Here is a 13382-nt window from a genome sequence, read left to right on the forward strand (position 1 = left end):
GGGGGCGGCGCGGAGGGGCGCACCGCCCTGCGGTCGGTCGTGTTCGGAGTACGAGGTCGGTTTCGGCTCAGTGGAGCAGGCTGCCCTGGAGCTCGGCACGCAGGTCCGGGGTGAGGACGGTGCCGGCCCGGTCCACGAGGAGGGCCATCTCGTAGCCCACGAGGCCGATGTCGCACTCGGGGTGCGCGAGCACGGCCAGCGAGGAACCGTCGGAGACGGACATGAGGAAGAGGAAGCCGCGCTCCATCTCCACCACCGTCTGGGCGACGGGACCCCCCTCGAAGATCCGGGACGCCCCCGCGGTCAGCGAGGTCAGTCCGGACGCGACCGCCGCCAGCTGGTCGGCGCGGTCGCGGGGGAACCCTTCGGACATGGCAAGGAGCAGACCGTCGGCGGAGACCACCACCGTGTGGGACACCCCGGGGGTGTTGTCCACGAAGTTGGTGATCAACCAGTTCAGATTCTGCGCAGCCTGGCTCATCGCGCTCAACTAGTGCTCCTGCTGGTGGGTCGGACCGACGTGGTGGGAACCCGTGGTCGAGTTGCCGGCCTGTCGGCCCTGCTGGATACCGCGGCGCAGATTGGTGAGCCGGCCGCGGACGTCGTCGGGTGCACGGGAGACCTGGGGGCCGGCCGACTGGGCCTGCTCCTGGGCGGTCCCGGGCACGAGGTTGGCTCGCGGCACCCGCCGCGGAAGCCCGGAATCGGTGACACCGCCGGCCGCGGGCTTACGCACCCGCTCGGCCTGGCGCACCAGTTCGTCATTGGGGGAGGTGCGCCAGGCGCCGCCTCGCTGCTGCTCCTGCGTCGGCTGCGGACCCTGCTGCTGCGGGGCCGCGGCGACGGGCTGCTGGGGGACGCCCGGAGCCGGGGCCTGCTGCCGGTGCCGCGCGGGAGCCTGGCCCGGGGCCTGACCCTGCGCCTGACCTTGCGGCTGACCCGGGACCTGACCAGGGGTCTGGCCCTGGCCCTGCTCCTGGCGGAACCAGTTGGTCTCCAGCGTGTCGTACAGCGGGGTACGCACGTCACCGGAGCTCGGCGCCGGCGGCAGGGCCTCCGGCTGGCGCGGCTGCTGGAGCTGCGGCTGCTGGGGCCGGCCCTGCTGCTGGTCCTGCGGCTGCCGGCGCGGGGCCGGGGCCTGCGGGGCCTGCTGCTGCGGCTGACCCTGCGGGACCTGCTGCGGGGTCTGCGCCTGCGGGACGAACGGCTGCTGGCCGTACGCCTGCTGCTGGGCCTGCTGGGCCTGCTGGGCCTGCGGCTGCGGGGCGCCGAAGTCGGGGCGCGGGAACTGGCCCGTGGAGCCCGGACCCTGCGGAGCACCGAAGTCGGGCCGCGGGAACTGCGCGGTGGACGCCGGGTCCTGCGCACCGCCCTGGTAGCCCTGCGGCACCTGCGGCTGCGGCATCTGCTGCTGCGGGGCACCGAAGTCGGGCCGCGGGAACTGGCCCGTGGAGCCGGGGCCCTGCGGGGCGCCGGGCTGCGCGTAGCGGCCCGTGTTGTCCGGCTCCTCGTGACCGCGCGGCGCGTCGAGCGGCGTCATGTCCTGCTGCGGCCTGCGGACCGGCTGCGCCGGGTCGTTGCCCCAGCTGGTGGCCTGCGGGCGCTGCGGCTGCGGGTTGCCGCCCGGGAGCTCGGCGCGCGGGAAGCCGTTCTGGCCCTGCTGGGGCTCCTGCGGCGCCCGCTGCTGCGGAGCCTGGCCGGCCGGCTGGCCGCCCCAGACGTCCGTACGGGACGGGATCGCGCTCTGCGCGCCGCCGACGAAACCGCCGGGGGCGCCGAGACCCGGACGCTGCTGCGGCTCGGGCCGCTGCGGCTCCTGGGGGATCTGCGGCAGCTGTGCCGTCTGCGGGCCCTGGGCCTGCGCGGGCAGCGGGCTGCGCTCCTGGAACAGGTTCGGGCCCTGCGGACCGCCCTGGCCCTGCGGACCGCCCTGGCGCTGGGCGCCGTCCCGACCGGGCAGCGCGGTGCGCGGTCCGGCACCGGGGTTGAGCCGGCCGCCGGGAGCGCCCGGGGCACCGCCCGGACGGCCGCCGGGAGCACCGGGGCCACCGGGCGCGCCGGGACCGCCGGTCAGCAGACCGCCGGGGGCGGACTGGCCCTGCGGCATGGCGCCCTGGCCGCCGGCGCCGGGCTTCGGCGCGGGCTTCTTGCCGCCGTGGGCGACGTCGACCGGGAGCATGACGAGCGCGGTGGTGCCGCCCGAGTCGGACGGGCGGAGCTGGATCCGGATGCCGTGTCGCAGGGACAGGCGGCCGACCACGAACAGACCCATGCGGCGGGAGACGGAGACGTCCACGGTGGGCGGCGAGGCGAGCCGCTCGTTGATCGCGGCGAGGTCCTCGGGGGAGAGGCCGATGCCGGTGTCGTGGATCTCGACGAGCACCCGGCCGTCGGGCAGGGCGTGACCGGTGACCTTGACCTTGGTCTGCGGGGAGGAGAACGAGGTGGCGTTCTCCAGCAGCTCGGCGAGGAGGTGCACGAGGTCGTTGACGACCCGGCCGGCGACCTCGGTCGCCGGGACCGAGGCCAGTTCGATGCGCTCGTACTGCTCCACCTCGGACGCGGCGGCGCGCAGGACGTCGACCAGCGGGACCGGGCGGGTCCAGCGACGGCCCGGCTCCTCACCGGCGAGGACGAGGAGGTTCTCGCCGTTCCGGCGCATACGTGTCGCGAGGTGGTCCAGCTTGAAGAGCGAGGACAGCTGGTCCGGGTCGGCCTCGCGGGACTCCAGCTCGGAGATGAGCGAGAGCTGACGCTGGATGAGGCCCTGGGAACGGCGCGAGAGGTTGGTGAACATCGCGTTGACGTTGCCCCGGAGGAGGGCCTGCTCGGCGGCGAGGCGGACGGCCTCGCGGTGCACGTCGTCGAAGGCCGCGGCCACCTGGCCGATCTCGTCGCGGGAGTGCACACCGACGGACTCGACGGAGGTGTCGACGTCCTGCGGGTCGGACTCGGAGAGCTGCTTGACCAGCTCGGGCAGGCGTTCCTGGGCGACCTTGGTCGCGGTGTCCTGGAGCCGGCGCAGCGAGCGGATCATGGACCGGGCCACGACGAAGGCGCCGACGAGGGAGACGCCGAGGACGAGGAGGATCAGCGCACCGTTGATGATGGCGTCGCGCTGCGACTCCTGGCGCAGCTCACGGGCCTTGCTCTCCATCTCGCCCAGCAGCGTGGCCTCGATGGTGTTCATGGCCTGGATCTTCGTGCCGTACTCGTCGGTGAAGTTCAGGTGACCGCGCTTGACGCGGTCGGACATCCCGCGGTCCGACTGGAGTACCCGCTCGGTGTACTTGTCGGCCGCCTCGATGGACGGGTTGCCGCTGGTCAGGGAGCCGGTCAGCTCGTCCGCGTTGCCACCGGTCGACTCGTAGATCGACTGGAAGGTCTTGAGCTCGACGCCCTCACTGTTGAGGGCGGCTTCGCCGTAGAGGCGGTCGCCGAGCTGGAGGCTGCCCGACTTGCTGTCGCTGGAGGGCAGCGCGGCGGCGATGATCGCCTGCTGGATGGAGGCGTACTCCTTGGCGGACGAGAACGCGGCGAGCGCGCGGGTCCGCTTGATCATCTCCGGGTTGCTGGTCGCCTGCGCCATGTCCTGGGACAGGCTGAGCAGCGAGCGGATGAGGCGGCTGTACGCCTCGACCGTCACCGAGTGGGCGATGTTCTTCTCGTACGCGGAGGTGCGGATCGCACCGAGCTGGCTGACCTGCGAGGCGATCTGGCTGACGTTCTGCCGGATGCTGCGCAGCGACTCGTCGTCCTCGGTGGCCGGGATGTCGTTGGTCGCGTCGAGGAACGCCTTGTACGCGCGGTCGGTCGCCTTGCGCGGGTTGGAGATCTGGTAGTCGCTGACCGACTTGTCGTTGGCCAGCGGACCCGCCGACAGGTCACGCTCGGCCTGCAGGGCCTGCGCGAAGTCGGTGGCCTCCTTGGTCAGCTTGGTGAGCAGCTGCATGTGGTCGAGCTGCTGCATGTCCTCGAGGGACTCGCTGATACGGATGCCGCCGAGGCTGGTCGCCGCGACCACGGGGAGGGTCAGCAGCGCCACCAGACGGGTGGAGATGCGCCAGTTGCGCAGGGCTATTCGGGGCCCGACCTCGTTCTCCGTGCCGGCCTTGGGCAGCACGGTCTGCTCGGCGGACGGCTCGGCGGCACCGCGCGCGGCGGTGTCGCTCTCGCCCTGTCCCGGGTTCGGGGAGTGCGGGGCCGAGGAGCCGTGCTGGGCTCCGGCACGCGGCTCCTGCTCCGCCGGAGCTTCCCCTCGGCCCTGCCGGGCCTGGGAAGAGCCCGTGCCATCCCTCTTGAAACGTCCCTGCACTAGCGTCGCAACCTCTGGACCAGGCGTCCCTCCGGGTGAGCGGAGAGGACGGTGTCGGCTTCGTGGGGCGCAGGCGCGCCCCAGTGGTGGTCGTCGGTGACCGGCGCAGATCCCCCTTCCCCGCCACTCGGCCGGCGCTGCGTTGCGCCCTCCTGCGCGCCGGCTTGCAAACCCGCGGCGGTGCGGGAATTCCAGCACAGTGCCGGATCTCCAACAAGGGCTGTGGGGCGTGGCGCGAAGGGGATGACAACGTGTGAACGGCATGTCACCCCATGTAGAAGATGATCAGGGAGGAATCGGGCGTATCGCAGCGAAGGGGCGAGGGGGCCGGGGTGTCCCAGTCGCCATGATCAGGAGCGGAATGGATCATTCAATGGCGGAATGTCCGTTTCGGTGACGACCCGTGGCGGTGCGTAATGCCCCTTTTGCTCCCGTGGTGGTGAGCAAACTCACACGTAGTTCGTTGGATCGACCATGCATTCGCAGGGAATTGCATGTTTAGCCTGACGCTTTACAAAATGGGTGCTCCACCCCGCCACTCCCCAGACAAGGGTCCGACACCGCGATGAACACGACGCCCGTACTCCGCACCACGGCCAACCCCCGCCGCGCCACCCTCGCCCACCTCGAGGACGCCGCCCAGCTCGGCCGCGGCGCCCAGCCCGAGTACGCCGTCCAGCTCCCGGGCCAGACGGCCAACCCGCGCCGCACCATCCTGATGACCGCCCCCGAGCCGTACCGCCCGGAGCGCTAGTCCCCGGCCGGCCCGGCGGGAAACCCGCAGGGTGCGCCCCCTCGCCGCGTTAGCCTGGAGCGTCAGACTCCAGCCAGTAGCAAGTGAGGGGCGACAGCACTCGTGCGCATCGCCAGATTCTCCATCGACGGCAACGTCGCCTTCGGCGCGGTCGAGGGCGAAGGGACCGTCGAGTCCGGCGGCCTGGTCCTCGACATCATCAAGGGCATCCCGTACACCGACTTCGAGCTGAGCGGCACCAAGGTCCCGCTCAGCAAGGTGCGGCTGCTGCCGCCCGTGCTCCCCAACAAGATCGTGGCCATCGGCCGCAACTACGCGGAGCACGCCAAGGAGCTCGGCCACGAGGTCCCCGAGGTTCCGGTGACCTTCTTCAAGCCCACCACCTCGGTCATCGGCCCCGGTGACGCCATCGAGTACCCCTCCTTCTCCGACGAGCTGCACCACGAGGCCGAACTGGCCGTGGTCATCGGCCGCATGTGCCGCGAGGTTCCCCGCGAGCGCGTCAAGGACGTCATCTTCGGCTACACCTGCGCCAATGACGTCACCGCCCGCGACGTCCAGAAGCGCGAGGCCCAGTGGGCCCGCGCCAAGGGCTTCGACACCTCCTGCCCGCTGGGCCCCTGGGTGGAGACCGACCTGACCCCGGCCGCCGCCGGCGACCTGACCGTCCAGGCCACCGTCAACGGCGAACAGCGCCAGCTCGGCCGCACGAGCGACATGATCCGCTCCATCGAGGACCTGGTCGTCCACATCACCGAGGCCATGACGCTGCTCCCGGGCGACGTCATCCTCACCGGCACCCCCGCCGGGGTCGGCCCCCTCAACGTCGGCGACGAGGTCGCCGTCACCATCGAAGGCATCGGCACTCTCACCAACAAGGTGATCAAGCGTGGCTAACGCGATCCGCGTCCGTTTCTGTCCCTCCCCGACCGGCAACCCCCACGTGGGCCTGGTCCGCACCGCCCTCTTCAACTGGGCCTTCGCCCGGCACAACCAGGGCACGTTCGTCTTCCGCATCGAGGACACCGACGCCGCGCGCGACTCCGAGGAGTCGTACCAGCAGCTGCTCGACTCGATGCGCTGGCTCGGCTTCACCTGGGACGAGGGCCCGGAGATCGGCGGCCCGCACGCCCCGTACCGCCAGTCCCAGCGCATGGACGTCTACCGCGACATCGCCGAGCGCCTGGTCGCCAACGGCAACGCGTACCCCTGCTACTGCACGGCCGAGGAGCTCGACGAGCGCCGCGAGGCCGCCCGCGCGGCCGGCCGCCCGTCCGGCTACGACGGCCACTGCCGCGACCTCACCGCCGAGCAGAAGCAGGCGTACGAGGCCGAGGGCCGCAGCCACATCGTCCGCTTCCGGATGCCCGACGAGGCGACCACGTTCACGGACCTGGTCCGCGGCGAGATCACCGTCCAGGCGGAGAACGTCACCGACTACGGCATCGTGCGCGCCAACGGCGCCCCGCTGTACACCCTGGTCAACCCGGTCGACGACGCCCTGATGGAGATCACCCACGTCCTGCGCGGCGAGGACCTGCTCTCCTCCACCCCGCGCCAGATCGCGCTCTACAAGGCGCTGATCGAGCTGGGCGTCGCCAAGGAGATCCCCGCCTTCGGCCACCTGCCGTACGTCATGGGCGAGGGCAACAAGAAGCTCTCCAAGCGCGACCCGCAGGCCTCCCTCAACCTCTACCGGGAGCGCGGCTTCCTCCCCGAGGGCCTGCTGAACTACCTGTCGCTGCTCGGCTGGTCGTTCTCCGCCGACCAGGACGTCTTCTCGATCGAGGACATGGTCGAGAAGTTCGACATCGCGGACGTCAACGCCAACCCGGCCCGCTTCGACCTGAAGAAGGCCGAGTCGATCAACGCGGACCACATCCGCATGCTCGACCCGAAGGCCTTCGCCGAGGCCTGCGAGCCCTGGCTGGCGGCCCCGCACGCCAACTGGGCCCCCGAGGACTTCGACCGTGCCGCCTGGGAGGCCATCGCGCCGTACGCCCAGACCCGCGTGACCGTCCTGTCGGACATCACGGCCAACGTCGACTTCCTCTTCCTCAAGGAGCCGGTCCTCGACGAGGCCAGCTGGGCCAAGGCCATGAAGGAGGGCTCCGACGCCCTCCTCGTGACCGCCCGCGAGAAGCTGGAGGCCGCCGACTGGAGCGACCCCGAGTCCCTCAAGAACGCCGTCCTGACCGCCGGCGAGGCCCACGGCCTCAAGCTGGGCAAGGCGCAGGCCCCGGTCCGCGTCGCCGTCACCGGCCGCACGATCGGCCTGCCGCTCTTCGAGTCGCTGCAGATCCTGGGCAAGGAGAAGACCCTCGCCCGCGTCGACGCCGCGCTGGCGAAGCTGGCCGGCTGACACCCTTCCGTACGCCCACGGGGGCGGCGCCCGGATCCCCTCCGGCCGCCGCCCCCGTGGCGTCGGCGCACCCGGGGGAGCCGAACCCCGGCGGCCGGCGGCGCCCCGGCGGTACCGTCGTGCCATGGGCATCCGCGCGATCCTCTGGGACATCGACGACACCCTCTTCGACTACGCCCGCGCCGACCACGACGGCATGAGCGCGCACCTCGCGGCCGAGGGCCTGGCCGACGGATACGACTCCGTCGACCAGGCCCTCGTGCGTTGGAAGGAGCTCACGGCGCTGCACTGGCGCCGCTTCGAGGCCGGCGGCGTGGACTTCCTCGACCAGCGCCGCGACCGGGTCCGGGACTTTCTCGCGCTGCCGGGCCTGAGCCCCGCCGAGGCCGACGCCTGGTTCGAGCGGTACATGGCCCACTACGAGGCCGCGTGGGGGCTGTTCCCGGACGCCCTGCCCGCGCTCGACCTGCTCGCGGGGGAGTACCGGCAGGCGGTCCTGTCGAACTCCAGCATCCACAACCAGGAGCGCAAGCTGAGGCTGCTGGGCGTGCGCGACCGGTTCGAGGCCGTCCTGTGCGCCGCGGAGCTCGGCGTCGCCAAGCCGGCCGCCGAGGCCTTCCACGCCGCGTGCACGGCCCTCGGGCTGCCGCCGGCACAGGTCGCGTACGTCGGGGACCAGCCCGACATCGACGCCCGGGGCGCGGCCGAGGCGGGGCTGCGGGGCATCTGGCTGGACCGCGCGGACACCGGCGGACGACCCGAGCTGACCCGCATCACCGGCCTTCGTCAGCTGTCCCGCGTCCTGCGTGCGGATACGCGTTTTGGAGCACCGTCCACCTTCGGGTAATGTTCTTCCTGCGCCGAGGGGAACGGGCCGAAAGGCCGGAAAGCCCCGGAAGCGCAAGCCGAGCAAGATCCCCCCTCGGAGGGATCGCGCCCCGGTGGCCTATGGTGTAATTGGCAGCACGACGGTTTCTGGTTCCGTTAGTCTTGGTTCGAGTCCAGGTAGGCCAGCTCGCAGAGCTTCATCTGCACGTACGCGGATCTCATCCGCAAAGCCCCCGTTGTGTAGCGGCCTAGCACGCCGCCCTCTCAAGGCGGTAGCGCCGGTTCGAATCCGGTCGGGGGTACAGATCCTTCCCGCGGGATCACTTGGGTAGCTCCCGGTGAACTCGATGCAGGATCGCTAGGGCCCCCGTTGTGTAGCGGCCTAGCACGCCGCCCTCTCAAGGCGGTAGCGCCGGTTCGAATCCGGTCGGGGGTACGGTGTAACCACCATGGCCTATGGTGTAATTGGCAACACTACGGTTTCTGGTACCGTCATTCTTGGTTCGAGTCCAGGTAGGCCAGCTCGCAGAGCTCATCTGCACCTGCGGATCTGATCCGCAAAAGGCCCCCGTTGTGTAGCGGCCTAGCACGCCGCCCTCTCAAGGCGGTAGCGCCGGTTCGAATCCGGTCGGGGGTACAAAACGAAGAAGCCCTTCCCTTCGGGGAAGGGCTTCTTCGTCGTTATCCGACCACGGACACAACTCCGGCCCACCGCTGCGGCGTTGGAGCGGTGGGCCGGTGAACGAACAGAGGGAGAGTGGGAAAGGACGGCGGGTCAGCCGTTGCGGCGCAGGGCCTCGGAGAGGCGCGCGGCCGCGTCGATGACCGCCTGGGCGTGCATCCGGCCCGGGTGCCGGGTCAGGCGCTCGATCGGGCCCGAGACCGACACGGCGGCCACCACGCGGTTCGAGGGGCCGCGTACGGGCGCGGAGACGGAGGCGACGCCGGGCTCCCGCTCACCGATCGACTGGGCCCAGCCGCGGCGCCGTACGCCCGACAGGGCCGTCGCCGTGAAGCGGGCGCCCTGCAGACCGCGGTGCAGTCGCTCGGGCTCCTCCCAGGCCATCAGGATCTGCGCGGACGAGCCGGCCTTCATGGTCAGCGTCGAGCCGACCGGGACGGTGTCCCGAAGTCCGGACAGCCGCTCGGCCGCCGCAACGCAGATCCGCATGTCGCCCTGGCGCCGGTAGAGCTGGGCGCTCTCGCCGGTGACGTCGCGCAGGTGCGTGAGCACCGGCCCGGCCGTCGCGAGGAGACGGTCCTCGCCGGCCGCGGCGGCGAGCTCCGCCAGCCGCGGTCCGAGGATGAACCGGCCCTGCATGTCGCGGGCCACCATCCGGTGGTGTTCCAAAGCCACGGCGAGTCGGTGTGCCGTGGGTCGTGCGAGTCCCGTCGCCGCGACCAGACCTGCGAGGGTGGCCGGACCGGACTCCAGGGCGCTCAGGACAAGGGCTGCCTTGTCGAGAACGCCTACGCCGCTAGAGTTGTCCATGCAACGATATTCGCGTCTCACTCTGTGAAACGCAAGTTCAATTTTCCGAGGAACTTGTCACTCTGGTGGGGCGGCCGCACAACGGCCCGCCAAACGGGTCTCTAGTGGTGCCGGCGCACGCCGTCGGCCGGAGGGAAAGCGATGGGTAGGACACTCGCGGAGAAGGTCTGGGACGACCATGTCGTCCGGCGCGCCGAAGGCGAGCCCGACCTCCTCTTCATCGATCTGCACCTGCTGCACGAGGTGACCAGCCCGCAGGCGTTCGACGGGCTCCGGCAGAACGGCCGGCAGGTGCGGCGCCTCGACCTCACCATCGCGACCGAGGACCACAACACCCCCACCCTCGACATCGACAAGCCGATCGCCGACCCGGTCTCCCGCGCGCAGCTGGAGACCCTGCGGAAGAACTGCGCCGACTTCGGCGTCCGGCTGCACCCGCTGGGCGACGTCGAGCAGGGCGTCGTCCACGTCGTGGGACCGCAGCTGGGCCTGACCCAGCCGGGCACCACCGTGGTCTGCGGCGACTCGCACACCTCCACGCACGGCGCCTTCGGCGCGCTGGCCTTCGGCATCGGCACCAGCCAGGTCGAGCACGTGCTGGCCACCCAGACGCTGCCGCTGGCCCGCCCCAAGACCATGGCCATCACGATCGACGGCGAGCTGCCCGAGGACGTCACCGCCAAGGACCTGATCCTGGCGATCATCACGAAGATCGGCACCGGCGGCGGCCAGGGCTACATCCTGGAGTACCGCGGCTCCGCCATCGAGAAGCTCTCGATGGAAGCCCGGATGACCATCTGCAACATGTCGATCGAGGCCGGTGCCCGCGCGGGCATGATCGCCCCCGACGAGACCACCTTCGCCTACCTCCAGGGCCGTGACCACGCCCCCGAGGGCGAGGACTGGGACGCCGCCGTCGCGTACTGGAAGACGCTGAAGTCGGACGAGGACGCGGTCTTCGACGCCGAGGTCGTCATCGACGCCGCCGCGCTGGCCCCCTTCGTGACCTGGGGCACCAACCCGGGCCAGGGTGCGCCGCTTTCGGCGAACGTCCCCGACCCCGCTTCGTACGAAGACGCCTCGGAGCGCCTGGCCGCCGAAAAGGCCCTGGAGTACATGGGGTTGACCGCCGGACAGCCGCTGCGCGACATCAGGGTCGACACCGTCTTCGTAGGCTCCTGCACCAACGGGCGCATCGAGGACCTGCGCAACGCGGCCTCCCTGCTGGAGGGCCGCAAGGTCGCCGACGGCGTCCGCATGCTGGTCGTCCCCGGCTCGGTCCGGGTCGCCCTCCAGGCCGTCGAGGAGGGTCTGGACAAGGTCTTCAAGGAGGCCGGCGCCGAATGGCGGCACGCGGGCTGCTCGATGTGTCTGGGCATGAACCCCGACCAACTGGCCCCCGGTGAGCGCTCCGCGTCCACCTCCAACCGCAACTTCGAGGGCCGGCAGGGCAAGGGCGGGCGCACCCACCTGGTCTCCCCCCAGGTCGCCGCCGCCACCGCCGTCCTGGGCCATCTGGCCTCCCCGGCCGATCTGTCCGACGTCGCCACCACCGCGGGGGTCTGAGGAACCATGGAAGCATTCACCACCCACACCGGCCGCGCCGTCCCGCTGCGCCGCAGCAACGTCGACACCGACCAGATCATCCCGGCGCACTGGCTAAAGAAGGTCACCCGCGACGGCTTCGAGGACGGTCTCTTCGAGGCCTGGCGCAAGGACTCCGAGTTCATCCTCAACCGCCCCGAGCGGCAGGGCGCCACGGTCCTGGTCGCCGGCCCCGACTTCGGCACCGGCTCCTCCCGTGAGCACGCCGTCTGGGCGCTGCAGAACTACGGCTTCCAGGCCGTCATCTCCTCCCGCTTCGCCGACATCTTCCGCGGCAACTCGCTGAAGAACGGCCTGCTGACCGTCGTCCTGCCGCAGGACACCGTCGACGCGCTGTGGGCGGCCACCGAGGCCGACCCGACCGTCGAGGTCACCGTCGACCTGGAGGCCCGCAAGGTCCTCGCCCCGGGGATCGACGCCGACTTCGAGCTCGACGAGAACGCCCGCTGGCGGCTGCTGAACGGTCTGGACGACATCAGCCTCACCCTTCAGAACGAAGCGGACATCGCCGCCTACGAGGCCTCCCGACCGGCCTTCAAGCCCCGTACAATTACGGCCTGAGCAGCGCTTTTCCAGGACTGCGCCCCCCACCGCCCGGTGGGGGGCGCAGTCGCTTGTTGGGACCCCGTCGGGCGACAACTCGCCCTAGATGGCACAATCGGTGCATGGAACGCGACAGCCAACTCGAGCTCTACGAGTCAGTCGCCGCCCGATTGAAGGAAGCGCACACAAGAGTGCGCTCACTGCAAGTCCCGGAGGGCGTAAGGATGGCGCTGTCCCGGAAGCTGCTGGTCATCACGGCCGCGGCGAAGCACGATCTCCCGGACGCAGCAACGCGTCTGGAACGGTTGATGAAGGACCTCGACGAGGGTCGATTCCCCGAAGACGACTGACACCAGGAACTCCGTAACGTGCTTCCGCGTTGCGGCAGTAGGGTGATTAGCCCGTTTCGTGTTTGATTTGCGGTATATACATGCCTAACGTGCGAAATAGCTTGAACACTTTCGTTCCGGCAATGTCTCCGAAGGGGAAGACGTGAACAAGGCGCAGCTCGTAGAAGCGATTGCCGACAAGATGGGCGGCCGCCAGCAGGCCGCCGACGCCGTCGACCACGTGCTCGACGCCATCGTGCGGGCCGTGGTCAGCGGGGACCGGGTCTCGGTCACCGGCTTCGGCTCGTTCGAGAAGGTCGACCGCCCGGCCCGCTACGCCCGCAACCCGCAGACGGGTGAGCGGGTGCGGGTCAAGAAGACCTCCGTTCCGCGCTTCCGTGCGGGTCAGGGCTTCAAGGACCTGGTCAGCGGCTCGAAGAAGCTCCCCAAGGGTGGCGAGGTCTCCGTCAAGAAGGCGCCCAAGGGCAGCCTGACCGGTGGCGCCTCCGCGACCGTCAAGAAGGCCGCGGCCAAGAAGGCCACCACCGCCAAGAAGGCCGCCGCGAAGAAGGCGACGACCCCGGCGAAGAAGACGACGGCCGCCGCGAAGAAGACCAGCGCGGCCGCGAAGAAGACCACCACGGCGGCGGCCAAGAAGGCCACCACCGTCGCGAAGAAGACCACCGCGGCCGCGAAGAAGGCGGCCCCGGCGAAGAAGACGGCGGTCACGGCCAAGAAGACCGTCGCCAAGAAGACCGCACCGGCGAAGAAGGCCACCGCGAAGAAGGCGCCCGCCAAGAAGACGACGGCGCGCAAGACCACCGCGAAGAAGGCCGCCGCGAAGAAGTAAGGCGGCAGACGCTCACACGCCGGGCCGGGCTCCCCGAGAGGGAGCCCGGCCCGCGGCGCGTCCGGAGGACGCGGCACTTCCGGACGGCGAAACGCCCCGACTAGAAGGTCTGCAGCGTCACCAGCGTGATCCGCCGGGCCTCGCCCTCGCCCGCCGTCTCGATCCGCACCCGCTGCCCCGGGCGGAGCAGTCGCAGCCCGCCCGCCTCGAAGGCCTCGGCCCCGAACTCCACCGGGGTGCCGTCGTCGAGCAGCACACTGCCGCTGCGGGTCTCGGGATCGTACGTGTACGCGGTCGCCTGCAT

At 70.7% G+C, this 13382-nt stretch carries 12 protein-coding genes and 5 tRNA genes; 13 read left to right on the top strand and 4 right to left on the bottom strand.

Annotated features, from left to right (window positions below; genetic code table 11):
* Positions 1–67: 67 nt before the first annotated feature.
* Both ACZ3ZE_RS29970 and ACZ3ZE_RS29975 read right to left on the bottom strand, forming a co-directional pair.
* Positions 68–481 carry a roadblock/LC7 domain-containing protein gene (locus tag ACZ3ZE_RS29970; RefSeq protein WP_046905435.1) on the bottom strand — a complete coding sequence of 138 codons (414 nt, stop codon included), beginning with the start codon at positions 479–481 and terminating at the stop codon, positions 68–70.
* A gap of 9 nt (positions 482–490) precedes the next feature.
* Positions 491–4315, bottom strand: a complete 3825-nt coding sequence (locus ACZ3ZE_RS29975; RefSeq protein WP_467261461.1) for a sensor histidine kinase — start codon at positions 4313–4315, stop codon at positions 491–493.
* Between the two features lie 565 nt (positions 4316–4880).
* On the opposite strand from ACZ3ZE_RS29975, the gene ACZ3ZE_RS29980 reads away from it, so the two are divergent.
* The 9 genes from ACZ3ZE_RS29980 (at position 4881) to ACZ3ZE_RS30020 (ending at position 8896) form a co-directional block, all read left to right on the top strand.
* Positions 4881–5069, top strand: a complete 189-nt coding sequence (locus ACZ3ZE_RS29980) for a hypothetical protein (protein WP_361175087.1) — start codon at positions 4881–4883, stop codon at positions 5067–5069.
* A gap of 102 nt (positions 5070–5171) precedes the next feature.
* Positions 5172–5966, top strand: coding sequence for a fumarylacetoacetate hydrolase family protein (locus ACZ3ZE_RS29985; RefSeq protein WP_361175085.1), 795 nt, complete (start codon positions 5172–5174; stop codon positions 5964–5966).
* Positions 5959–7431, top strand: a complete 1473-nt coding sequence (gene gltX / locus ACZ3ZE_RS29990; protein ID WP_467261463.1) for a glutamate--tRNA ligase — start codon at positions 5959–5961, stop codon at positions 7429–7431. Before ACZ3ZE_RS29985 ends, gltX begins: the two co-directional genes overlap by 8 nt.
* 124 nt (positions 7432–7555) lie before the next feature.
* Entirely contained in the window at positions 7556–8278 is a 723-nt protein-coding gene (locus ACZ3ZE_RS29995; protein WP_361175080.1) for an HAD family hydrolase, read from the top strand.
* Between the two features lie 95 nt (positions 8279–8373).
* Positions 8374–8445 (top strand) — tRNA-Gln (locus ACZ3ZE_RS30000).
* A 43-nt stretch (positions 8446–8488) separates the two neighbouring features.
* Positions 8489–8561 (top strand) — tRNA-Glu (locus tag ACZ3ZE_RS30005).
* Positions 8562–8622: 61 nt separating this feature from the next.
* Positions 8623–8695: transfer RNA gene (locus ACZ3ZE_RS30010), tRNA-Glu, on the top strand.
* Between the two features lie 14 nt (positions 8696–8709).
* A tRNA-Gln gene (locus ACZ3ZE_RS30015) sits at positions 8710–8781 on the top strand.
* Between the two features lie 42 nt (positions 8782–8823).
* Positions 8824–8896 (top strand) — tRNA-Glu (locus tag ACZ3ZE_RS30020).
* A 138-nt stretch (positions 8897–9034) separates the two neighbouring features.
* On the opposite strand, the gene ndgR is transcribed toward ACZ3ZE_RS30020, so the two are convergent.
* A complete protein-coding gene (gene ndgR / locus ACZ3ZE_RS30025; RefSeq protein ID WP_005311436.1) occupies positions 9035–9751 on the bottom strand; it encodes an IclR family transcriptional regulator NdgR in 717 nt (238 codons plus the stop codon).
* A gap of 141 nt (positions 9752–9892) precedes the next feature.
* On the opposite strand from ndgR, the gene leuC reads away from it, so the two are divergent.
* The 4 genes from leuC (at position 9893) to ACZ3ZE_RS30045 (ending at position 13078) form a co-directional block, all read left to right on the top strand.
* Positions 9893–11317, top strand: a complete 1425-nt coding sequence (gene leuC / locus ACZ3ZE_RS30030) for a 3-isopropylmalate dehydratase large subunit (RefSeq protein ID WP_361623745.1) — start codon at positions 9893–9895, stop codon at positions 11315–11317.
* 6 nt (positions 11318–11323) lie between these two features.
* Positions 11324–11917, top strand: a complete 594-nt coding sequence (leuD, locus tag ACZ3ZE_RS30035; protein WP_361175073.1) for a 3-isopropylmalate dehydratase small subunit — start codon at positions 11324–11326, stop codon at positions 11915–11917.
* A 104-nt stretch (positions 11918–12021) separates the two neighbouring features.
* Entirely contained in the window at positions 12022–12249 is a 228-nt protein-coding gene (locus tag ACZ3ZE_RS30040) for an SCO5555 family protein (protein ID WP_361175070.1), read from the top strand.
* A 142-nt stretch (positions 12250–12391) separates the two neighbouring features.
* Complete coding sequence (locus tag ACZ3ZE_RS30045; RefSeq protein WP_361175067.1) at positions 12392–13078, top strand: HU family DNA-binding protein; 687 nt, start codon at positions 12392–12394, stop codon at positions 13076–13078.
* A 100-nt stretch (positions 13079–13178) separates the two neighbouring features.
* On the opposite strand, the gene ACZ3ZE_RS30050 is transcribed toward ACZ3ZE_RS30045, so the two are convergent.
* The gene (locus ACZ3ZE_RS30050) at positions 13179–13382 is read right to left on the bottom strand and encodes a hypothetical protein (protein ID WP_207926432.1); all 204 of its coding nucleotides are present in this window, start codon (positions 13380–13382) and stop codon (positions 13179–13181) included.

It is taken from the genome of Streptomyces sp. NPDC023157, assembly GCF_055560575.1.